The organism is Stenotrophomonas sp. 89682_Sma (assembly GCF_056481405.1).
On the sequence record NZ_CM151147.1, the window covers coordinates 2233997 to 2256757 of the forward strand.

The 22761-nt window shown below is 66.6% G+C and carries 21 protein-coding genes; 6 read left to right on the forward strand and 15 right to left on the reverse strand.

The window, feature by feature from the left end:
- Positions 1–253: 253 nt before the first annotated feature.
- From fusA to ACZK29_RS10385, 3 genes are all read left to right on the forward strand, one after another.
- Positions 254–2290 carry an elongation factor G gene (gene fusA, locus ACZK29_RS10375; protein ID WP_111202633.1) on the forward strand — a complete coding sequence of 679 codons (2037 nt, stop codon included), beginning with the start codon at positions 254–256 and terminating at the stop codon, positions 2288–2290.
- Between the two features lie 256 nt (positions 2291–2546).
- Entirely contained in the window at positions 2547–2819 is a 273-nt protein-coding gene (locus ACZK29_RS10380) for a hypothetical protein (protein WP_005409616.1), read from the forward strand.
- A gap of 110 nt (positions 2820–2929) precedes the next feature.
- A complete protein-coding gene (locus ACZK29_RS10385; RefSeq protein WP_012480151.1) occupies positions 2930–3685 on the forward strand; it encodes a SapC family protein in 756 nt (251 codons plus the stop codon).
- Here the strand turns inward: ACZK29_RS10385 and ACZK29_RS10390 are convergent, their stop codons facing one another.
- From ACZK29_RS10390 to ACZK29_RS10445, 12 genes are all read right to left on the reverse strand, one after another.
- On the reverse strand, positions 3686–5992 hold the full coding sequence (locus ACZK29_RS10390) for an ATP-binding protein (protein WP_478448872.1): 2307 nt from the start codon (positions 5990–5992) through the stop codon (positions 3686–3688). It abuts the gene before it with no gap.
- Positions 5993–5994: 2 nt separating this feature from the next.
- Positions 5995–6867: a response regulator transcription factor gene (locus ACZK29_RS10395; protein ID WP_478447010.1), complete on the reverse strand. Its 873-nt coding sequence runs from the start codon at positions 6865–6867 to the stop codon at positions 5995–5997.
- A 15-nt stretch (positions 6868–6882) separates the two neighbouring features.
- Positions 6883–7389, reverse strand: a complete 507-nt coding sequence (locus tag ACZK29_RS10400) for a GNAT family N-acetyltransferase (protein ID WP_478447011.1) — start codon at positions 7387–7389, stop codon at positions 6883–6885.
- A gap of 96 nt (positions 7390–7485) precedes the next feature.
- The gene (locus ACZK29_RS10405) at positions 7486–8019 is read right to left on the reverse strand and encodes a lipocalin family protein (protein ID WP_478447012.1); all 534 of its coding nucleotides are present in this window, start codon (positions 8017–8019) and stop codon (positions 7486–7488) included.
- 8 nt (positions 8020–8027) lie between these two features.
- Positions 8028–9101, reverse strand: a complete 1074-nt coding sequence (locus ACZK29_RS10410) for an SAM-dependent methyltransferase (protein WP_478447013.1) — start codon at positions 9099–9101, stop codon at positions 8028–8030.
- Entirely contained in the window at positions 9098–9883 is a 786-nt protein-coding gene (locus ACZK29_RS10415; RefSeq protein WP_478447014.1) for a DUF1295 domain-containing protein, read from the reverse strand. Before ACZK29_RS10415 ends, ACZK29_RS10410 begins: the two co-directional genes overlap by 4 nt.
- The gene (locus ACZK29_RS10420) at positions 9880–10419 is read right to left on the reverse strand and encodes a DUF2878 domain-containing protein (protein ID WP_164146412.1); all 540 of its coding nucleotides are present in this window, start codon (positions 10417–10419) and stop codon (positions 9880–9882) included. Before ACZK29_RS10420 ends, ACZK29_RS10415 begins: the two co-directional genes overlap by 4 nt.
- A 1-nt stretch (position 10420) precedes the next feature.
- Positions 10421–11680, reverse strand: coding sequence for an SAM-dependent methyltransferase (locus ACZK29_RS10425; RefSeq protein WP_111202628.1), 1260 nt, complete (start codon positions 11678–11680; stop codon positions 10421–10423).
- Positions 11677–12444 carry a DUF1365 domain-containing protein gene (locus ACZK29_RS10430; protein WP_111202627.1) on the reverse strand — a complete coding sequence of 256 codons (768 nt, stop codon included), beginning with the start codon at positions 12442–12444 and terminating at the stop codon, positions 11677–11679. The genes ACZK29_RS10425 and ACZK29_RS10430 overlap by 4 nt, the downstream gene beginning before the upstream one ends.
- Positions 12441–13718, reverse strand: coding sequence for an NAD(P)/FAD-dependent oxidoreductase (locus ACZK29_RS10435; RefSeq protein WP_478447015.1), 1278 nt, complete (start codon positions 13716–13718; stop codon positions 12441–12443). Before ACZK29_RS10435 ends, ACZK29_RS10430 begins: the two co-directional genes overlap by 4 nt.
- A gap of 1 nt (position 13719) precedes the next feature.
- Positions 13720–14739: an acyl-CoA desaturase gene (locus tag ACZK29_RS10440; protein ID WP_478447080.1), complete on the reverse strand. Its 1020-nt coding sequence runs from the start codon at positions 14737–14739 to the stop codon at positions 13720–13722.
- Between the two features lie 12 nt (positions 14740–14751).
- Positions 14752–15519, reverse strand: coding sequence for a hypothetical protein (locus ACZK29_RS10445; protein WP_111202666.1), 768 nt, complete (start codon positions 15517–15519; stop codon positions 14752–14754).
- A gap of 132 nt (positions 15520–15651) precedes the next feature.
- On the opposite strand from ACZK29_RS10445, the gene ACZK29_RS10450 reads away from it, so the two are divergent.
- From ACZK29_RS10450 to ACZK29_RS10460, 3 genes are read left to right on the forward strand one after another with little or no spacing between them, the layout of a single operon-like run.
- A complete protein-coding gene (locus ACZK29_RS10450) occupies positions 15652–16275 on the forward strand; it encodes a sigma-70 family RNA polymerase sigma factor (RefSeq protein WP_099497862.1) in 624 nt (207 codons plus the stop codon).
- Entirely contained in the window at positions 16272–16946 is a 675-nt protein-coding gene (locus tag ACZK29_RS10455; RefSeq protein ID WP_478447016.1) for a ChrR family anti-sigma-E factor, read from the forward strand. Before ACZK29_RS10450 ends, ACZK29_RS10455 begins: the two co-directional genes overlap by 4 nt.
- An 11-nt stretch (positions 16947–16957) precedes the next feature.
- Positions 16958–17650 carry a Rossmann-fold NAD(P)-binding domain-containing protein gene (locus tag ACZK29_RS10460; RefSeq protein WP_099484195.1) on the forward strand — a complete coding sequence of 231 codons (693 nt, stop codon included), beginning with the start codon at positions 16958–16960 and terminating at the stop codon, positions 17648–17650.
- Positions 17651–17652: 2 nt separating this feature from the next.
- On the opposite strand, the gene ACZK29_RS10465 is transcribed toward ACZK29_RS10460, so the two are convergent.
- Genes ACZK29_RS10465 through ACZK29_RS10475 form a run of 3 tightly spaced genes read right to left on the reverse strand, consistent with a single transcriptional unit; the run spans position 17653 to position 22746 of the window.
- Positions 17653–20052 carry a response regulator gene (locus tag ACZK29_RS10465; RefSeq protein WP_478447017.1) on the reverse strand — a complete coding sequence of 800 codons (2400 nt, stop codon included), beginning with the start codon at positions 20050–20052 and terminating at the stop codon, positions 17653–17655.
- On the reverse strand, positions 20045–20512 hold the full coding sequence (locus tag ACZK29_RS10470) for a response regulator (protein WP_111202624.1): 468 nt from the start codon (positions 20510–20512) through the stop codon (positions 20045–20047). Before ACZK29_RS10470 ends, ACZK29_RS10465 begins: the two co-directional genes overlap by 8 nt.
- Complete coding sequence (locus tag ACZK29_RS10475) at positions 20509–22746, reverse strand: ATP-binding protein (protein WP_111202623.1); 2238 nt, start codon at positions 22744–22746, stop codon at positions 20509–20511. Before ACZK29_RS10475 ends, ACZK29_RS10470 begins: the two co-directional genes overlap by 4 nt.
- Positions 22747–22761 lie beyond the last annotated feature (15 nt).

The following is a 22761-nucleotide window of genomic DNA, read 5'->3' on the forward strand; positions in this document are numbered from 1 at the left end:
CGTTGAAGCGGCTATCGCTGGACCTTCGACAGAGCGCCCTCCGGGGCGCTCTTTTCGTTTCTGCTTTCCCGGAAGTCGACTAACAGTCGACTCTACCCAGTCGACTCTCCCCGGTCGATTAACAGTCGACGCTACCCAGTACTGCAAAGGAGAAGGTGCCATGCACCAGATCGCCGAGACCGAACGCTAGCCGCGCACCCTGTCGCCAACCGGGGTGCGCGGCCCCTGAAGTTGGCTTTGCAGGAACCTCTTTATGAACACCCAGACCCTTTCCCGCCGTCGCAACCTTGGCATCATTGCCCACATCGACGCCGGCAAGACCACGCTGACCGAACGCCTGCTGTGGAAAAGCGGCGAGATCCACCGCGTCGGCGAAGTGCACGATGGCAACGCGACCACCGACTTCTCGGCGATCGAGCGCGAACGTGGCATCACCATCGGCGCGGCCGCCGTGCAGGCGCAGTGGGCGCCGCGTGACCTGCCGCCGCATCGGCTGACCCTGATCGACACCCCCGGCCACATCGACTTCGCCATCGAAGTCGAACGTTCACTGCGCGTGCTCGACGGCGCCGTGGCCGTGTTCTCGGCCGTGGACGGTGTGCAGCCGCAGTCGGAGACGGTGTGGCGCCAGGCGCGACGCCATCGCGTGCCGTTGATCGCCTTCGTCAACAAGATGGACCGCGTTGGTGCCTCGTTCGAGCGCGTGCTGGAGCAGCTGCAGGACAAACTGCAGGCGCGTCCCTGGGCGCTGGGCGTACCGCTGGGCAGCGAAAGCGCGTTCAACGGCTGGGTCGATCTGGTCGATGAGCGTGTGCTGCACTGGCAGGACGGTGCCGCGACCGCGATCACTCGCTGGGACGACACGCTGCGCGCAGCGTGGCAGTCCCGACGCGATGCGCTGGTCGAGGCTGTGGCCGATCATGACGAAGAACTGGCCGATGCCTGGCTGGAAGGTCGCGTGATCGATGCCGAGCTGCTGCGCGCGGCGATCCGCCGGGCGACGCTGGCGGGTGCGGGCGTGCCTGTGCTGGCCGGCGCTGCCTTCAAGGACAAGGGCATCGAGACGCTGCTGGACGCCGTGGTCGATTACCTGCCGTCGCCGCTGGATCGCCCTGCCGTCAGCGCTGAAAGCGATGAGGGCGAGGTGGTACTGCCGCCGGATCCGGACGGTCCGCTTGCCGGCCTGCTGTTCAAGATCACCCACCAGCAACACGGCGCACTGAGCTTCGTGCGGCTGTACTCGGGCACCTTGAAGGTGGGCGACGCGGTGGCCAGTTCGCAGCATCCGCAGGGTCGGCGCGTCAGCCGGCTGGTGCGGGTGCAGGCCGACCAGACCCACGACATCGAACAAGCCGTGGCCGGTGACATCGTCGCGGTGCTGGGCTGGAAGGATGCGGTCAGCGGTGAAACGCTGAGCGGACGTGCGCAGCCGCTGCGCCTGGAGAACATCCAGGCCCAGGCGCCGGTGCTGGCGTGGCGTCTGGAGCCGGCACGTGCGGCCGACCTGATCCGGATGGCGCAGGGCCTGGCCAGCCTGGCCCAGGAAGATCCCTCGTTCCGCGTCGAAACCGATCGCGACACGGCGGAGACCTTGGTCTGGGGCATGGGCGAACTGCACCTGGAGGTGATGGTCGAACGTCTGCGTAGCGAATGGAAGGTCGACGTAGGCGTGGGTGCGCCGCGCGTTGCCTACCAGGAGACGCCGATGCGTGCGATGACGGGCGTCGTCGGGCGGCTGGTCAAGCAGACCGGCGGCCAGGGCCAGTTCGCGCACGTGGTGCTGGATGTATCGCCGCGCGAGGACGACCAGGTGGTGTTCAACGACCGCATCGTCGGTGGCGTGGTGCCGCGCAGCTTCATCGCGGCGGTGGAAAAGGGTGTGCGTGCCGCGCTGTCGGAAGGTCCGCAGGGTCATCCGGTGGTCGGTATCGAGGTCAGTCTTGTCGATGGCCAGACCCATGCGAAGGACTCCTCTGAAATGGCGTTCCATCGCGCGGGTGCCGAGGCGATCAAGGCGGCGCTGGCCGAGGGTGGCACGCAGCTGCTGGAGCCGGTGATGGCGGTGACGGTGCATTCGCCGTCGGCGTCGGTGGGTGACGTTGTTGGCGACCTCAACCGCCGCCATGGCCGTATTGCCCGCATTGACGATCAGGATGGTCGCGCCGAGGTCAGTGGTTTTGCACCGCTGGCGCAGCTGGTGGGTTACACCACGTCGCTGCGTTCGCTCAGCCAGGGGCGGGCCAGCAGTGAGGCGCACCTGCACGGCTACGAGCCGGTGCGCGCTGCATGAAGAAGGTAAGGGGAGCCCGTTCGCGGGCTCCCTTTTTTCTGTGCGTTCGGATTTCCGTATCTACGCACGGCGTGGATCTACCGGGTCATCGGGTCGCGAGCCCTGCAGTAGATCCACGCCATGCGTGGATGAACTCGTCGCGTCGCTTTCTTTTTTGCACTGCACCGCAACAAAACTGCAGAAAAAGCTGGATTAAAGTGATGCCTCACGATAAATTGCGCACCCCTCGTTGCTCGCCGCCGCCTGCACCCCTCTCATGCGTGATGACAAAGACCCCGGAACCCTGGAGCTGACCCTGCCGCGAAAGCGCGGTCGTCCGCCCAAGTTCGGGTACGCCATGAGTGATGCGCAGCGGGCCGCACGCTATCGCGCGCGCCGGGCGGGGCAGGCCAACCACGCCGATGTGCGCTCCTGCTCGGACATGGTGCTGCTGGACAAGATCCGCGCGGCGGTCAGCGCCCGCGATACCGAACTGGCCGGTTTCCTGGTGCATGTGCTGTGGCAGCGGTACCCCCTGCAGCTGAAATAGGCCGTCGATGGGGTGGCCGTTGTCATCGAGCTTGTTGATAATGCGGGATTCAGGTTGTTCCCGCTGGCGCGCCCGGGATGGCAGGCGCGCATGATCGAACGGTTCCCAAGATGACCACCACCAGCGACACCACCACCGAAGCGGCGCCAAGCAACGCCCCCCTGTTCTACACCCGTCCGGTGCCGCTGCAGGCCGATGTACACGCCGACCTGCGCATCCTGCCGGGCAGGCTCGAGTTTGCCGCGGGCAACAACGCCATTCCGCTGGTGCTCGGCGAGTTCTCGCTGGCACTGCACCACTTCCCGATCCTGTTCGCTGGCCCGACCGCAGTGCCGATGGCCGCCGTTGGCGTGTCCGACCAGAACCTGTTCATCAAGGATGGCCTGTGGGAAGACGAGGCCTATATCCCGGCCTACCTGCGTCGCCATCCCTTCATCTTCATCGACACCGGCTCGGACAATGACTTCCTGCTGGGCATCGACGAAGAGAGCTCGCGTGTGGTCAAGGGCGGTGACGAAGGCCAGCCGCTGTTCGTCGACGGCAAGGCCACCGACATGGTGCAGCAGGCGCTGGAGTTCTGTGGCCAGTTCACCCGTGAGCACGAACAGACCCAGGCCTTCTCCAAGGCCCTGATCGACAACGGCCTGCTGGTCGAGCGCAATGCCACCGTGCGCACCCCGGATGGCCGTGAGTTCAACCTCAATGGTTTCCAGGTCGTCGACGTCGAGAAGTTCGTTGCGCTGCCGGAAGCGACCGTGGTCGAGTGGCATCGCAGCGGCTGGCTGGCGCTGATCCACCAGCACCTGATGTCGCTGGGTCGCTTCAACGACCTGACCCGTCGCCAGGTGGAGCGTCTGGCTGCCTGATCAGGCCTTGGGCATGGCTTCCGCAGTGCGGGAGCCGTGCCACTGCTGAAGGACTCGCAACAGGCGTCGCGCATCGGCCCAGTCGGGCGTGGCGTCGCGTCCCAGTGCCCACAGGTCGGTCGCCGTGTCCGCCTCAGCGGCAGCTCCGTACATCTGCAGGGCCCCTTGCAGCCGGTGCGCGTGATGGCACAGGTCAGCGGCACTGGCGTCATCCATCGCCTGTTCGATCCGCATCAGCTCGTGGCCGATGTCGGTGATGTAGGCGGGGTCACGGTTGGCGGCCGTGCCGGTTGTGATGGCCTGTCCGGTCACCGGCAGCTGCAGCGTCCGCAGCAGCGACTCAAGCTGTAATGGCTTGGCCAGGGTGGCGTCGAACCCGGCTTTCCGGCAGCGCGCCACATGCCGACGATCACGGCGTGCCGACAGCGCGATCAGTTGCAGGGGCGCGCGCGCCTGCCTGCGCAACTGCATGGCCAGTGCATAGCCATCCATATCCCCGAGCCCGATGTCGAGCAGGATCACGCTGCGCGGCCTCACCGCCTGCTCGGCAAGCGCGCTGGCGGCGTCGCCAAAGGCTTGCACATCAGCACCCAGGCGGCGCAGCTGCTCGCTGATGAACCGGCGATTGAGTGCATGGTCTTCCACCAGCAACAGCTCAATCCCGCCCAGTGGCGTTCCCGCGTCGGCGGCGGCTGACACGGCCTCGGCCTTGGCGGCGCGTACCGGCAGGCGCAAGGTGAAGCGACTGCCGCGTCCGGGGACGCTGTGCACTGACAGGTTGCCGCCCATTGCGCGGCCAAGTTCATGCGCGATCATCAGTCCCAGTCCGCTGCCCCCGCGCTTCCTGCCGTCTTCGCCCTGCTGGAATGGCTGGAACAGCACGGTGAGTTGCTCGGCAGTGATGCCGATACCGCTGTCGATCACATCCAGCATGAGCTCACGCGGGCAGTTGCCTGGCGTCAGTTGAAGGCGCAGCTCGATACCGCCAACATCGGTGAACTTGAGTGCGTTTCCCAGCAGGTTGTCGATGATCTGACGCAGCCCCTCCGGGTCGATGGCGACAATGGGGCAGGGCTCGGGGAGACAGTCGAAGCGAAGCGTCAGCCCACGCTGCCGGGCCTGGGGACGAATCGCATCCAGCGACTGGCGGCAGAGTCGTGCGATGTCGCAGGGTCGTGCACGCGGCTTGAAGGTGCCGCTGGCCAAGCGTGAGAACTCCAGTGAGCGGTTGAGCAGGCTGCGCAGCGAGGAAGCCGCGGCATGCGCAGCCGCCAGCACTTCGTGCTGCCCCTTGGGGGCCGACGGCTGGTTGAGCAGGTCGATCGAGGCCAGTACCGCCTGAGCCGAATTGCGCACCTCGTGGCTGAACATGCCAATCGCGCGGGCGCGAGCGCGGCCTTCACCACGCAGGCGCCTGTGCCAGGCAAGCCACAGGAACGGAGTGACTGCCAATGCGGCAACCAGGGCCGGCAGCCACAGCGGGGGCAGCTGGCGCATCCAGTCCAGGGCGTGCTCCACCGTGGCGGGCGCCGCCTGCTGGGCCCACAGCTGCAGCAGGCTGGCATGTTCCTCCAGCGTGATGTCGTGCAATGCCCGCTCGATGCGCTCCAGCAGCTGGCGATCTTCGCGGTGCGCAAGCAGGCGCAGGTCGGTGGAGAAATCGCTGTCGAAAGACTGCAGGTGCAGGTGCCCGGCGAAATGCCGGCGGATCAGCGGGCGCAGCGTGGTTTCCAGGCCGATTGCCAGATCGGCGGTGCCGTTCTCGACGGCTGCCAGCGTGGCGTGCCGATCGGCCAGGTGCAGCAGGCGGACGTGTGGATGGCGCGCCGCCAGCCATCCCGCATACGGCCCCCCTTCGACCACGGCCAGGACGCGATGGTCCAGCTCCGTGATGTCGCGCGGCAGGCGTTCGCCGCTGCGCGCGGCGAGCATCGTCTTGCCACCGCGGAACGTTCTGGATGCCACCAGCCCGGGGCAGGAGGGTGGCAGGTGGGTGCCAATCACCAGTACCAGGTCCGCTTCCCGCCTGCAGACGGCAGCCACTGATGCACCGGTGCTGGGATGCGGGTGCTCCTGGAACTGCAGTTGCGAACGCCGTGCAACCAGATTGGCGTAGCCGTGGGCCAGGCTTGGCAACGTCGCGCCGTCAGCGAGTGCGGCAGGTACCGGGTGCAGCGATGGCGCGGTCGCCACCCGGACTTCGCGTCCCGGCCCCCATCCAGGCGACGATGCGTCCTCGGCGGACGCGGCCGGCAGCAGGATGAGCGCCAGCAGCAGGAGGGTGGATGTGCGCAGTCGGCCGCGCATCTTCACGGCAGTTCCAGCTGCTGCCGCATGGCGTAGATCTCGGCATCGTTGCGCAGCCTGAGCTTGCGCAGGGCCGCAACCTTCTGCGTGCTGACGGTCTTGATGCTGCGATGACGCCGGAGCGCGATCTCCGAAACGGTCAGGCCGGCCAGCAGCAACTCCAGTACTTCGCGCTCGTTGCGGCTGAGCTCTTCGCAGTCTCCCGGCAGGGTGCAGTCGGGCGGCAATCGTGGGAGCCCCTGCGATACCCGCACGATCGCATCCGAAAGCATCGGCAGTGGTTCGGTCTTGCTCACCACGCCACTGATGCCGCTGGCGATGAGCTGGTTGATGTGGGTCAAGGGGGACAGGGTTGCGAAAGCGAGCAGGGGGACGCGTGGAAAGTGCTCGCGCAGCAGCGGAGTGAGCTCCGCCGCGCTGCGGTCGTCGCGGGCCAGGGTCAGATCGATGATCGCGACATCCACCCGCGTCTGCTGGAGGCTGTCGATGAGTTCGTCGCTGCGGGCATGGCTGGCGACGATATGGAAGCGGACGTCGCGAGAGAGGTGCAGGGCAGTGCCGCGACGGACGACCTCATGGTCGTCCAGTAGTGCCAGTCGCAGCGGGCGCGGGGCAGGAAGTCCATTCATGCGCAGGGAGGTGATCGGCGCCCATGGGGCGTGATGATCATTCTGGCGCTGCTGTCGCGGCGAACATCGAAATTGCTTGATTTTTGCGATTATTCCTAAGAATCGATGCGCTGTATCCATCGATTCGGGGCTATCCATTGGCGCGATGGATAGACAAGCCGGAAACAAGCCATTTCCGCAGGCGTGACGGCGCTTGCCGTGGATGTCATCGGGAAGCTTCCGGGGCGGCACGGCAGCGATCGGCACCGACCGGGGTCGACTTCAGGGCGTTCGACCCTCGTCGCGCAGGCTGCGCGCCATCTCGCTGGTTCCGGCCCAGCCAAGGTCAGCGTACAGCGGCTTCCCTTGCGCGGTGGCATGCAGGACCGCGTAGGTGGCGCCACGCTCGGCGAAGGCGTGGTCTGCCAGGGCCATCAGCTTCCGGGCGATGCCCCGGCGGCGGTACTCCGGTTCCACATACACGTTGAGGACGTAGCCGCGGCAGCCCTGTTCCGGATGGGCAGGGTGTGGTGGCCAGTCGATCAGCATCAGACCAATGCCGGCGATGGTTCTGCCGTGGTCTGCAAGAACATGGCCGAAGTACTCGCCCGAGGCCAGGCGCGGCGCCAGCCAGGCACGGAAAGGAGCCGCCATCGCCCGCAGGACCTCCTCGGTCCGCCCACTCTCGCGGAACATGGCTTCGCGGTGGGCACAGATCACATCCAGGTCGCTCGCACGGATCTGCCGCACTTCAAGCCCGTTCCATGTCGCTTCTGCGTGGCTGCCCATCGTGCTGATCCCCGGCTCAGGTCTGTCCGGCAATTCTGGCATCCTCTGCCGGGTGATGCATGACGCAGGACGCAATCGGGTCGTTGTTGCCACGCACTACCGGATGGATTGCGGCACGCGCCTCAGCCGGCGGATGTCGTAGCCCATTTCGGCGATGCGCTGCACGGCTTTCTGGTAGTCGCCGTCGGACACCTGCGGCGTACGTGCCATGTACCAGACATAGTCGCGCTTGCTGCGCGCCACGATGGTCTGGCGGTAGTCGTCATCCAGCCAGGCGATGATGTACTCGGCCTGGATCGGCCAGATGAACTGCATGCCCCAGACCGCGCCATGGCCTTCCTCTTCGACACGGCCGATGGGGTGCATCGACTTCTGCGGGGCATCGAAGCTGCCCTTCCGATAGGTGAAGGTGGTCTGGATGCGCCCGTCCGGCTTCAGGGCATAGCTTTCCACCGCATCGTAGGCCTCGCGCTCAGGCCAGGACGGAATATGGGCGATCACATACCAGTCGCCCATGAAGCGCGGCACATCCACCGAGGGCGCACGCGGAAGTGGCCGGGTGTCGCTGGACGAGCAGCCTGAGCCGAACAGGCCGACCGCGATCAGCGGAAGCAGCGGGAACATGCGCATGTCACACCTCAGCGGGGACGGAACAGGTAATGGGCCACCAGCCATTGCTGGCCGTCGTCGTAACCGAACAGCTCGGCACACGCCATCCAGAACATCCGCCAGCGCTGCCACCAGATCCGCGCGGCCGCCGGCCCATACGTCGCCGCCAGTACCGGCATCACCCGATCGCGTGCCGCGTCCTGATTGGCCAGCCAGTGCTCGGCGGTGCGCTGGTAGTGGGTGCCGTCCAGCAACCAGCGCTGATCCAGCCGCAGGTCGCGCTGGAAATGCAGCAGGGTATCGGCGGCGGGCATCAGGCCGCCGGTGAAGAAGTGGCGGCCCATCCAGTTGTCGCCGCCCCGGGTCTCAAATGGATACATCAGCGTGCGATGGGCGAAGATGTGCACGAACAGCGCACCGTCCGGCTTCAGCCACTGCGCGATGCGCGCCAGCAGGCGCTCGTAGTTGCGCACATGCTCGAACATCTCGACCGAAACGCAGCGATCAAACTGCGCCGAGGGCAGTTCCAGCTGGTTCACGTCACGGGTGAGCACCTGCACGTTGTGCAGCCCGCGGGCCTGGCACTGGGCCATGATGTGCTGGCGCTGGCTGTGCGAGTTGGACACGGCAGTGATTGCTGCGTGCGGATAGCGCTCGGCCATCCACAGCGTCAGCGAGCCCCAGCCACAGCCCAGTTCGAGGATGTGCTGACCATCGGCCAGGCCAGCGCGCTGGCCGTACAGCTCCAGCATCGCTTCTTCAGCCTGGTCCAGCGTTTCACGCCCGGTGGGGTAGTAGCAGCTGCTGTACTTCAGTCGCTTGCCCAGGCAGGCCTGGAAGAACGCCGCGGGCACTTCGTAATGCTGGCGATTGGCCGCATCGGTATGCAGGGCGAGCGGGCTGTCGGCCAGTTCGGCGATGCGGCGGCTGAAACGCGCGGACTGCGCTTCGATACCGCCTTCAGACTCTTCCTGCAGGCGCTGCGCGCACAGCCGCCGGATGCCGGCACGCAACGCGGCATCCGGCAGCAGGCCGCGTTCGGCCCAGGCGGTCAGCCCGGTTTCCGTTTCCTCGGCCGGATTCAGTGACGGTATCGCGTTCATGCGGAATGCTCCTTGGAAGGGCGGGGGAACCAGGGGAAGAACATCGATGTGCTGCGCTGGTAGGCGCGGTAGTCGTCGCCGCGGCTGCGCAGGGCCTGCTTTTCGGTGAATGGGATGCCGCTGAGATAGCGCAGGAATACATACATCAGCACGGGGCCGAGCCAGGCCAGCCACCACAGCGGTGAGCCGACGGCCAGCAGCACGTAGGAGAACCAGTGCAGCCACTCGAAGAAGTAGTTGGGGTGGCGGGAGTACCGCCAGAAGCCGTCGCGGCAGGTGCGGCCCTTGTTCGCCGGATTGGCGCGGAACCGGGCCAGCTGCCGGTCGGCCAGTGCCTCTCCGCCCACGCTGAGCAGCCAGACGAGCGCGGCTGCCAGCACCCAGCGGGTCATGCCTGCGGCCTGATTTGCGGCGACCGCGACGAAGGGCAGGGCGAACAGCACCACCAGCAATGCCTGCGCCATGAAGAACCCGAAGATCTTTCCTTGGTGTCCCTGCCAGTGCTCACGAAGGTAGCGATAGCGCCCGTCCTCTTCTTCGTGCCGGACGCGATGCCATAGATGAAGGGCCAGGCGACCGCCCCACAGACCGCCGAGCACGGCCAGCGCCACCCGTGGCGTCACCGCACCATCGCCCAGCAACGCCAGCAGCAGCGCGGCGGCGGCCACGCCTTTGGCCCAGAGCACATCCACAACGCCGATGTTGTGGCGGCGGCGCTGCCAGGCCCAGCCCCAGCTCATCACCAGCACCGCATACAGCAGCACCCAGAGCAGGTTGATCATGAGGCCGCTCCCGCAAGGGGTGGTTGTGGGACAGCGCGTCGTGCGCTGTGGCACAACAGGGAAAGTGCAATCGCCCAGCCCGTGCCCAGCATCAGGACGCCCTGCCACATCGGGCTGTTGAACTGCACGGCGCCGAACCCACGCGCGGCCGACAGGTAGGCCAGCGGCGCCAGCAGCAGGCCGAACAGAGGCGGCAACGCAGGGTGTCGCTGCAGGAAGCGCATCGAGGTGGTCAGGGTCATGGCGAATGCAGCCCACAAGGCCATGATCCAGGGCGGCGGCACCCATCCCAGCGGGGCGGCGGCGTAGCGCAGGGTTCCGCTGGCGGCCGCAGCGGCATCGACCAGCCAGGCGCAGGCCAGCGCCAGCACCAGCAGCCGCAGGTCCAGGCGTGGTTGCGCCGACGTCAGCAGCTGGCTGGCGATGTAGAGCGACGCAGCCAGCAACGCAGGCCACTGCCAGCCGCGGCCCGCGCCGGCCACCGCGCACAGCCAGACCAGCTGGTTGCCAATCAGGTTGGCCCAGAACCGGTGCATTTCAGTTGCCCTCACCAGGCGAGAATGCAGGCCGATGGCCTGGGCGTGCCAGCAGCAGATGCGAGACACCGATCGAACGCTCCAGGAAGCCGCCTTCGCAGTAGGCCAGGTAGAAATCCCACAGGCGGCAGAAGCGGGCATCGAACCCCTGCGCCTGCACCGCAGGCAACTGCGCGAGGAAGCGTTGGCGCCAGGCGCGCAGGGTCAGCGCGTAGGAGTGGCCGAAATCCTGCTGAGCGATCAGCTGCAGGTCGCTGGCGCGGGTCTTGGCCGCCATGATGGCGTTGATGGAAGGGATGAAGCTGCCGGGAAATACGTAGCGCTTGATGTAGTCGACGCTGCGCCGTGCCTGCTCGTAGCGATGGTCCTCGATGGTGATGGCCTGCAGCAGGGCAACACCATCGGGCTTCAGCAGCCGCTGCAGCGTGGCCATGTAGGTGTCCAGGTATTCGGCGCCAATCGCTTCGATCATCTCGATCGACACCAGCTTGTCGAACTGCCCCTGCAGGTCGCGGTAGTCCTGCATCAGCAGGGTGACCCGGTCCTGCAGGCCGGCGGCCCGCACGCGCTCGGCGGCCAGTGCATGCTGTTCGGCGGAGATGGTGGTGGTGGTGACGTGGCAGCCGTAGTGCTGCGCCGCGTGCACCGCGAAGCCACCCCAGCCGGTACCTATTTCCACCACGCGATCACCAGGGCTGAGTTGCAGGCGCTGGCAGATGCGGTCCAGCTTGCGGTGCGAGGCGGACTCCAGTGATTCGGATTCGCTGGCGAACAACGCCGACGAGTACATCAGGTCCGGCGACAGGAACAGGGCGAAGAAATCGTTGCCCAGGTCGTAGTGCGCGGCGATGTTGCGCCGGCTGCCCTCACGGCTGTTCCGGTGCAGCCGGTTCCAGCCGCGCAGCAGCCAGCCACCCACCCGGGCCGGGCCGCGCTCCATGCCGTCCAGCAGGTCGCGGTTGCGCACCAGCAGCTGTATCAGCGCGACCAGGTCATCACAGTGCCAGTCGCCCTGGATGTAGCTCTCGCCAGCGCCGACGCTGCCCTGCGCAGCGACCTTCCGGTAGAACGCGGGGTCATCGATGATCACCGTTACCTGCAGCCCTGCGTGGGCGTTGCCCAGCCGGACCTCGCCAAGGGCATCGCGCACGCACAGGTGGCCATCGCGCAGCGGGGCAAGCTGTGCCAGCAGGCGACGGCGCAGGAAGGCATCCAACGCACCAGGGCGCGGCAGGGTGACCGAAGGTGTCATCGAGTTCATCGCGGTTTTCCGGCAAGGGTGGGGTGGTCGTGCACGGGGTTGCGCTTCAGCCATAGCCGCAGCGCGTGCCAGTGGATGGCGGCCACCACCTGGGTGGTCATCAGTGGGTAGCCGGCGAGTACCCGCGCCAGCCCGAGGCCATCCAGGGGCCGGCGGTGCATCGTCTGGGTGGCATCGAACTGCCGGATCCCGTCGCGCCAGACCTGCATGTGCACGCGCAGGTCCTCATCGGGGCTGCTGAAGCGCCAGTCGTAGCGGCAGTCCATCGGCATGAACGGCGAAACGTGGAAGCGCTTGTCGAACTGCCACCGCAGTGAAGCGCCTTCGTTCGTGGCCGTAGCGACCGGCAGCACATAGGCGTGCCGTTCCTTCCAGGGAGTATTGGTGATCTCGGCCACGATGCAGTCCAGCGTGTTGCCGTCGGCCTGGTAGCAGTAGTAGAAGCTGACCGGGTTGAACACATGCCCGGCAAAGCGAAGGTGGGTGAGCAGGCGCACCGGCCCGGAAGGTCGATGGCCGAGCGTCTTCGCGGCATGGTCGCGCACGGCATCGCCCAAAGGCTGTGCGGGATCGCCGAAATAGTCGCTGCGCCGGAACTCGGCAAGATTGCGGCGATTGACCGACCACAGCCAGCGCCCAGCAAACACGGTCTCCAGTTCATCCAGGTCGAGCAGCAGTTGTGCAACCGGGTAACGGAACGCATGCGGATGCGGATGATGCCGGCGATGCACCACCTGCCCGAAATAGAGGGCGCTGGCGCTCATGCCGCCACCTCGCCCGGTAGCGACACCTCGCGGTGCGATGCGCAGGCCTGCAGCGCATCCACCACGCGGCGGGCGCTGCGGATGCCATCCTCATGGAAGCCCCAGCCCCAGTAGGCCCCTGCGAACCAGGTGTGGCGATGGCGCTGCAGCTCTGCCCAGCGCTGTTGGGCGCGGACCGCGGCGTGATCGTGCACCGGATGGGCATAGTGCAGCGTGCGCAGCACCCTGGCCGGATCGATGGCCCCGCTGCGATTGAGGGTGACGACCAGCGGCGTGTTGCCGGGCAGGCCTTGCAGCAGGTTCATGCAGTAGCTGACCGTGCAGGGCGCGGCTGGATCCTGCGGGACATGCGCGTTCCAGGCCGCCCAGGCCTTGCGGTTGCGGGGCAGCAAGGACGCATCCGTGTGCAGTACCGCCTCGTTGGATTGGTAGCGGATGGCACCCAGTACCTCGCGCTCGACCGGGTCGGCATCACCCAGCAGGGCCAGCGCCTGATCGCTATGGCAGGCCAGGATGACTTCGTCGAAGGCCTCGACGCCGGCGGCGCTGTGCACGCGTGCACCCCCGGGGATGCGCTCCACCCGCTGGACCGGGCACTGCAGGCGCTCATGCACCCGCCAGCGGCGGCGCAGTGCATCCACGTAACGGGCCGACCCGCCGGTAACGACCCGCCAGGACGACCGCCCGGTCATCTGCAGCATCTGGTGGTTGGCCATGAACTGGGCCAGATAGCGCGCGGGGAAGTCCCGCACGGTGGCGGTGGGCGACGACCATAGCGCCGAGGCCATCGGCAGCAGGTGCTCTTCAATGAAGGCCTCGCCATAGCGTTGGGTGCGCAGATACTCGCCCAGCGTCGGGCCTTCCTCTTCGGCGAGCAAAAGCGGCGCATCCCGGTAGAACCGGCGCAGATCGGCCAGCATGCCCCAGAAGCGCGCCGACACCAGGTTGCGACGCTGGCAGAACAGGCCATCCAGCGAGGTGGCGTTGTACTCCACGCCGCTGCGCTCGCTGTGCATGGAGAAGCTCATCGTGGTCGGCTGCGAGGCCACGCCCAGCTCATCGAACAGTGCCGTCAGCAGCGGGTAGTGCTGGGGATTGAAGACGATGAAGCCGGTGTCCACGGCCATGCGTACGCCTTCCACCTGCACCTCGTGGGTGTGGGTGTGCCCGCCCAGGTAGTCGCTTGCCTCGAACAGCGTCACGTCGTGCCGTTCCTGCAGCCACCAGGCGCTGGCCAGACCTGAGATGCCTGAACCGATGATGGCGATGCGCATGTCAGTACCTCGCCTTTGCCAGCACCCATTCGGGGATGGGCTTGAGGCCTTTGACCAGACCCAGCGCCGTCATCGCGCGCAGTCCGTACCAGGTCAGGTCAATCTCCCACCAACGGAAGCCCTGGCGCACGGTGCCGGGGAAGAAATGGTGGTTGTTGTGCCAGCCCTCCCCGAAGGTGAGCAGCGCCAGCCAGAGGTTGTTGCGGCTGTCATCGCGGGTCTCGAAGCGTCGACGGCCGAAGCGGTGGGCCAGCGAGTTGATGGTGACGGTGGCATGGAACAGCACGATGGTGGAAATGAAGAATCCCCACACCAGCAACTGGGGGCCGGAAGTGTGCAAGCCTGGCGCCCAGCGCTCCAGTGCTGCACCCAATGCATACAATCCGATGGCCAGCAGCACGGGAATGGCGGTATCGAAACGGTCCAGCCAGCGCAGTTCCGGGAAGCGCGCCAGGTCAGGCACCCGCGACAGGTCGGTGGCGAAGGCTTCGCGGGTCAGGAACCAACCCATGTGGCTGCGCCAGAAGCCGCCTTCGCGCGGCGAATGCGGGTCCAGCGGCTGGTCGGCGTGGCGGTGATGGTGGCGATGGTGGGCAGCCCACCACAGCGGACCGCGCTGTACGCTGGAGGCGCCGATCACCGCGAACACGAACTGCACGGCGCGCGGTGCCTGGAAGGTGCGATGCGAGAAGTAGCGGTGATAGAAGGCGGTGATGGCGAACATGCGCACTGCGTAAAGCGCCGCGGCCACGACCACCGCCGTCCACGACACGCCCACCCAGATCACCGCGATGCACGCCAGGTGCATCAGTGCGAACGGCACCGCACGCAGCCAATCGATGCGGCCCGGCGGTTCCGTGCCGGCGTCCGCGGCATTGCCGGTATCGACCCAGCGCTGCAGCGTGCGCAGCAGGCGCCAGCGTCGATGGGGGAGGGGCGATACAGAGGCCATGGCGGATCTCGGCGGGTGTCGTCTCTTCCTATACGCAGCAGGATGCGCAATGGATGCGGTGGGTTGCAGTGAATGTCGTTTTCACGTGTTCGTGACGGGGCAGCGGTCGGCCAGTGGCTGCGCCCATGCCTGCTGCCACTCCGATGCGGGGCGCTGCGCGGGAGGTGGGCTGAAGCGCACCGTCACCTGCGGATAGGCGCCGCGCGCGTCGCGCAGGTTGCTGGTGCCGCTGAATTCCAGCAGGCGCCGGTCGGCACTGGCATAGACCAGCGAGAGGCGAGGCGCGATGCCGCCATACCAGGTGTCCAGGCTCACTTCGATCGACTGGGCGTCGATGCCTTGCCAGCGCAGGTTGCCGGTGCGCCGGACCTGCACCGGGAAGTAGCGCTGCCGGCCGGGCACCAGGAACGGCAGCGAGACGCGTTCGCCCTGCATCAGCGCCGTCCAGTGCAGGCGGACCGCCGCATCGAATCCCGCATCGATCACCGCGTCCGCTGGCAGATCGAGCCTGCGCTGCCGTCGCGGGCTGGCGGCATCCTCCTTCCAGGCCACCGATACTGCGCCGCTGACGGCCTCGATCTCGGCTGTCTGGCCACTGCGCCGGTCCTCCAGTGAATAGCCGCGTGCCTGCGGACGGGTGCTGGCTGGCAGGTGCTTGCGGGCGAACGGCTGGCCCCCCGGGCACTGGTACAGTACCCAGCGTTCGGCACCCTCGGTCGCATCGCGGCGCCAGTGCACTTCACGGTAGAGGACCCGGCCCTGCGGGGAGGTGGCTATGCCCTCGCTCCGCAGCATGGGGGCCGCCAGTGCGGCATGGGGCAGGCACAGCAACAGCCAGGCGATGCGCATGGCGTTCATCCGTAAGGGCGTGTTGCAGGTCGTACGGCTGGTGGGGCGGATTGGATGCGCAATGCGGCTGCATCCAATTGCCATTCCTGCGCGTATAGAACACAAACCTTCACCCGCCCGCCGCGAACGCAGATGTATCCTGACGCCGCCAGCACTCTTGCCAACCTAGACAGCGCACGCATCGTGTCCAGCTCCCAGCAGGCCAGCAGTGAGCCGAAAAACTGGGCCGGCGACATGGATGGTGTCGCGCGGCTGCGCGACCGCGACTGTTTCATGCGGATCTATGACCATTTCATGCCGCGCCTGTGCGTCTATCTGCGCGGGCTGGGCGCACCCGAGGCGGTGGCCGAGGAGCTGGCGCAGGAATGCCTGCTGCGCCTGTGGCTGCGTGCGGCTGATTATGATGCCGCGCAGGGGGCCCTGAGTACGTGGCTGTACCGCATCGCCCGCAACCTGCATATCGACCGTGTGCGTCGCGAGCGCAGCTGGATGCAGGTGCAGGTGGCGGTGGAGGACGCCGCGATGATGGACGTGGTCGACCGCAGCAGCGCCGAACAGTTCGCCGACCAGGCCAGGTTGCGCCAGCGCATCAACGAGTTGCCCGCGGTGCAGGCTCGGCTGGTGCGGATGTCCTACTTCGAGGCCAAGAGCCACAGCGAGATTGCCGACGCACTGGGCATGCCGCTGGGAACGGTCAAATCACATTTGCGCCGCGCCTTTCTGCAACTGCAGGCCAAAGTGGGAGGTGCGCTGTGAACCCGCACCACCATCTGCACGAATCCACCCTGATGAGCTATGCCGCCGGCGCGCTGCCGGCGCCGTTGAGCATCGTCGCCGGTGCCCATCTGGAGCAGTGCCCGCATTGCCGTCAGCGCCTGCGCGACGCCGAAGCGATCGGCTCGGTGCTGCTGGAGCAGACCCAGCCACCTGCAGCGGAGACGCGACGCGAACAGCTGCGCGAGGCGATGCTGGTGCGGCTGGCCACGGAAGCGCCGACGGCCATGGCTGGGGTCACACGCCCCGTGCCGAAGGAGCGGCCTGAGGCCAATCCGGACCATCTGCCTGCATCGCTGCATCCGTACTTCGGCGCCTCGCTCAGCGACCTGCGCTGGCGCTGGATGGCGCCGGGCGTGCACTGCATCCGTGCAGAGCAGATGCCTTCGCTGATCATGCTGAAGATCGCCCCCGGCAAATGCCTGCCCATGCATAGCCATGGCCGGAGCGAATTGACGCAGATCCTGCGGGGTTCGTACAACGATGCGCTGGGGCTTTTCGCACCGGGCGACGTGGCGGATCTGGATGGAGACGTGGAGCATCAACCGGTGACCGCGCCGGGTGTGCCCTGCATCTGCGTATCAGCGCTGGATGCGCCGCTGGTGTTCAGTGGCTGGCTGGCGCGGATGATCCAGCGTTTCGTGAGACTCTAGCGGGGGCGACGATGGCCGGGACGGACGCATTACGGATTCTGTTGACCGGTGCCGCAGGCCTGGTCGGGCAGGGTGTGGCATTGGCCTGCCAACGCTCACCGCAGGTGTCCCGCCTGACAGCGCTGGTCCGCCACCCGGGAAGTCTGATCGGCGCCGGCAGCGAACTGATCGTTCCGGACTTCCTGCGTATCCAGGACCGGTCGGATGAACTGGCTGGGTTCGATGCCTGCTTCTACTGTGCCGGGGCGCCACCGGTCGGCACGGCAGAGGCCGAGTACCGACGCGTGACCCTGGCCACCACCTTGGCGGTGGCCCGTGGCTGGGCGGCCGCGAATCCCGAAGGGTGCTTTCTGTATGTATCCGGTGCCGGTGCGGACCCTCGGAGCCGGCTGATGCCGTTGAGGATCAAGGGCGAGACCGAGGTCGCATTGCAGGGCCTGCCGGTTCGCACCGTGATGCTGCGCCCGGGGGGCGTCAGGCCGGTCCCGGGCACCGGCACCCGTCATGCCCTGTTGAAGCCCCTGTACTGGGGCGGTGCGCCGTTGATGAAGCTGGCCGGCGCCGTTGCGCCGTCGGTGATGACCAGCAATCTGGCACTGGGTCAGGCGATGGTTGCACTGGCCGGCAGGGAGCATCCGCCGTCCACGGTGGAGTGCGCGGACATCAACCGGATCGCCGCTGGCGTACGCGACCCTGCCTCCTGAGCTCAGTGCGGCGCGGCCTCCAGCGCAGTGCGTACTGCCAGCGCCAGATCACTTCGCGTAAACGGCTTCGGCAGCAGGGCAACCGCGCGTCCTTGGCTCCCCGCCTGATCGTGGTCACGTGGATAGCCTGACGTGAACAGGACGGCCACTTCCGGCCAGCGTTCGCGGACTTGACGGACCAGCTCCCAGCCCGACATGCCGGGCATCACCACGTCCGAGAACAGCAGGTCCACCCTGGTATCGGGGCGCTCCAGCAACCGCAGTGCGGAGGGGCCGTCGTGGGCTTCCAGCACGCGGTAGCCGAGCAGCCGCAGCGAATCCACCGTGTGGGCGCGGACATCGTCGTTGTCCTCGGCCACCAGGATGGTTTCCTCGCGCGGTGAGTAGCCGGCCAGGCCGGTCTGCAGGATGTGTGCTTCGCGGGGCAGGGCCAGCGGCGAGCGCGGGAACATCATGGTGATGCTGGTGCCGCCGCCTTCCACCGAATCGATCAGCACGTGGCCCCCTGACTGCTTGACGAAGCCATGCACCATTGACAGGCCCAAGCCGGTGCCACGGCCAACCTGCTTGGTGGTGAAGAACGGTTCGAAGACCCGGCCAAGCGTCGCCGCATCCATGCCGTGGCCGTTGTCACGCACCCGCAGCATCACGTACTCGCCCGGCGTCGCATCCGGAAACAGCGCGGCGTAGTCGTGGTCGAGGTGACTGTTGTCGACCTCGATCACCAGTCGGCCGCCGTGCGGCATCGCATCGCGGGCATTCACCGCCAGGTTCAGCACGGAGGCCTCCAGCTGGCTGACGTCGATCTCGACACACCAGATGTCCTCGGCGCTGCGGATCTCCAGCTGCACCAGCTCACCCAGCGCACGCTGCAGCATGTCGTGCATGTCCAGCAGGCGCTCGTTGAGGTTGGCGGCCTGGCTGCGCAGCGGCTGGCGTCGGGCAAATGCCAGCAGGCGCTGGGTCAGGCTGGCGGCACGCCCGACACCCTTCAGCGCATTGTCCAGCGCCCGGCTGACCATCGCTCCGGCTTCGCCGGCGCGCTCGTTCAGCAGCATGGCGTGCTCGACGTTGCCGGAGATGACCGTCAGGATGTTGTTGAAATCATGCGCGATGCCGCCGGTGAGCTGCCCGACCGCCTCGATCTTCTGGGATTGGCGCAGTGCATGTTCGGCCTCGAGGCGCGCAGTGGTTTCCACGGCCTCGGAGACCACGGCGGTCACCACGCCTTCGGCATCCAGAAGCGGGCGGAACGAAAAATCGAAGCTGCGCGGCCCGGTCGGGAGCTCCAGCTCCAGTGAATGCAGCGAACTCCGGCCCTGCACGGCTGCAGCGACGGCCCGATCGATCACGGCGCCGATGCCATCGGTTGTAGCGAACCAGAGCGATTCACCGAAGCGTTGGCCAACGACGTCCTTCTTGTCCGCCAGCACTGCCGCCAGTGATGCGTCATTGGCATCAACCACGCGCCCGGACAGGTCCAGCAGCATCTGATGCTGGAAGCTGGATTCGAAAATGGCCTGCAGGCGGCGCTTGCTGGCCCTCAACTCAGCGGTGCGGGCCTGGACCTGCCGCTCCAGTTCCTGGTTATCCTCGCGCAGTGCCAGTTCGGCCTGCTTCAGCAGGGAAACGTCGCTGCCCATGCAGATGTAGCCGACCACGCTGCCGTCGGCCGCGTGCTCTGGCACGCAGTCCATCTGCACGAATCGTGACTGGCCACTGCGATGGATCAGTTCCACCTGAAAGCTGGTGCGTTCGCCCTGGAGCACGCGCTCCAGGCTTGGCAACGCGTGTTCAAAGGCTGAAATGCCGCTGACATCCCGTGCCGGCCGACCCAGCAGTTCTGCAAGGCTGGATCCATGCCAGTCCAGAAACGCCTTGTTGGCAAACCGATAGCGATGGTTCTTGTCCAGCTGGGCGATGAGCGCAGGAACGGCGTCGGTCACCTGCTGCAACTGGGCCTGGCTATCGTTCAGTGCGGCCTGCGCAATGGCCAGCTGGGTACGCTCATGCGCTTCCTGCCGTGCGCGACGGATCGCATCGGGCAAGCGTTGCAGGCGTTGCTTCACCACGTAGTCGCGGGCACCGCGCGTGAGTGCCTGCACCGCCAATTCCTCGGTCAGGGTGCCGGAAACAAAGATGAAAGGTGTCTGCGGCACGCGCTCGCGCGCGAGGGCAAGTGCCGCGTCACCATCGAAGCCTGGCAGGACATGATCGGCGAGGATCACGTCGAACGGGCGGTTTTCGATGGCTTCGATGAACGCGTTGCGGGTCCACAGGCGCTCAGCCTCGAAATCGAGGCCGGCACGCTGCAGCTGGGCGCTGATCAGCTCCGCATCAAGCGCGCTGTCCTCCAGCATGAGGATGCGCAGGCGCTCGCTGCGGCGCGATCCATCACGCATTGCGCTGCCCCGAACCGTTGGGCCGATGCGGTGGTGGCTGGTTGGTGATGCCCCAGAACATGCCCAGGCCCTGGATTGCGTCAAAGAATTCCTTGAAGTCAACCGGCTTGACCACGAATGCGTTGACGCCCAGCTCGTAGCTGCGCACCAGGTCCTGCTCTTCGCGCGAGGAGGTCAGCATCACCACCGGCGTGCTGCTCAGATTCGAATCGCCACGCACCTGTTCCAGTACTTCAAGGCCATTGACCTTGGGCAGCTTGAGGTCCAGCAGCACCACCACCGGACCGCCGTGCATGGCGCCGGCAAACTTGCCTTCGCAGCGCAGGTAGTCCAGCGCTTCGGCGCCGTCGCGTACATGGATGATATCGTTGAGCAGCTGGCAGCGCGCAAGCGCGGCCATCGTCAGCTCTGCATCCTTGGGGCTGTCCTCCACCAGGAGGATCGGCCGCAGGTCCCTCATGGGTGGTCTCCTGTGGAACGGGGTAGGGTGAAGTGAATGGTGGCGCCCTTGCCGGGCTCGCCCTCGGCCCAGGTACGGCCGCCATGGCGGCCGATGATGCGGCGCACGTTGGCCAGGCCGATGCCGGTGCCTTCGAATTCTTCGACGTGATGCAGGCGCTGGAACACGCCGAACAGCTTGTCCACGTAGCGCATGTCAAAGCCACAGCCGTTGTCACGCACGAAGAAGTGATCTTCGTCGTCGCTGCGGTCATGCCCAATCTCGATCATCGCGTGCTCGCGCTCGCGGGTGAACTTGATTGCGTTGGCCAGCAGGTTCTGCCAGACCAGGCGCAGCATCGTCGGATCGGCTTCGACCTCCGGCAGCGGTGCGAGCGTCCATTGCACGTCGCGGCCGGCGTAGTCCAGGGCCAGGCTCCGGCGCACATCCTCGGCCAGTGCGGTCATGTCCAGCCGCACACGCCCCAGCGTGGAGCGCCCCATCTGCGAGAAGCTGAGCAGGTCATCCACCAGTGTTCCGGCGGACTTGGCCGATTCCACGATCGTGTCCAGGAAGCGGCGCTCGGTCTCGTTGAGGCGTTCGCCGGCGGAGCTGCCCAGCAACTCGGAATAGCCCACGATGTGGCGGAAGGGCGCGCGCAAGTCGTGGCTGACGGAGTAGGAAAACGCTTCAAGTTCCTTGTTGCTGCGAAGCAACTGTTCGTTCAGTTCGGCCATTTCCTCGGCCTTGCGCAACACGATATCGACGATGGCCGTGCGCATCTCGTGTGCCGCGTCGCAGTCAGCGTCACTCCACGGCAGGCTGCGTTGCTGCACGGTCTCCTTCCAGGCCTCGAACGAGTTGCGCGGGGAAAGCGCCACGCCCGGTGCTGCTTCCTTGCGGGGATCGCCACCCCAACGCACGGTGCGCACCACTTCCGGGCGGAACCACATCAGGTAACTGTCATGCAGCTGCGAAATGGACACCGCCAGCAGGCCGCTGGCTACGTCGGCGAGGTGTGCGGCAGGCGACCAGTCGGCTGCCAGGTGATCGGTGCAGTAGGTTTCCTGGCCGGCCTGCTGCGTGGCCAGCCAATTCGCCAGGGCCAGCACGTCGCTGGCGGAAGGGCACTGGCCAACACGCAGGCAATCGCCTTTGTGCACGATCGCCGCGCCGGCCGCGCCTGTCAGCGACAGAAGGCTGGCCTCGTCCTGGCGCAGGGCCGCCATGAAGTCTTCGTCGCCGGCCATGCGACCCAGTAGCTTGACCAGTATGGAACGACGGGCCACGCGCTCTTCGATCGCACGCGCACGCTCCTTGAGGGCAATCTGCAGCGACAGGATCTGGCCCATGAATTCGCAGGCAGTGCGCACGTGGTAGGGCAGGCGGCGTGGCTGCACGGTGTGGCAGGACACCAGGCCCCACAGCCGGCCTTCATGCACCAGCGATACCGACATCGACGCGCCGGTCCCCATGTTGCGCATGTAGTGCAGGTGCACCGGCGAGACGCTGCGCAGCACCGCCATGCTCAGGTCGGTGGGCGGCGCGTCGCGATGCTCTTCGGCCCGCATCAACGGGGCAGGGGTGTAGTTGTTGTCCGCGATCAGGCGCACCCGGTTGCGGCGGTAGAGTTCGCGGGCCTGGGCGGGAATGTCCGATTCAGGAAAACGCAGGTCCAGGTACGAGGGCAACAGGCCATTGCCTTCCTCGGCCACCACGATGCCATTCCAGCCGGCGTCGAACTGGTAGACCAGGGTGCGGTCGAAGCCGGTGAGCCGGCGCATGTGCGCGGCGGCCAGCTGGCACAGGTCTTCCACCGTTGCGGCCGATTCGATGCCCGTCATGAGCTCTCGGATGGCCGGATACAGTTCTTCAAGAGAACCGGGCTGGCCTGCGACTGGCGCTTCCAGCTCTACAAGGAGGTCGGTGGCGGAGCGATGCACCAGCAGCTGATGCCGGCCGTGGCCATCCAGGTGAACGGCGCCCACGTGCACACTGCTGCCGATGGTGGCCTTCTGGAGCAGTACCTGGAACGGGGCCAGCACGCCGCCGAGCACCTCGCTGACGTGCTGGAGCAGCGGCTCACCGAACTGCTGCAGCACACTCGGCTGACTGATGGCACGCTCGCGCACCCGCAGTGACTGCGGCTCCAGCACAAGGAGCACACCGTAGGGCTGGATCGCGCCGGGTGTGTGGATCGGTTCGCGCGCGCAACGGGATAGCGCAAGGTCGGGCGTGGACTGGGCAGAGGGCATCAACGGCGGGACTCA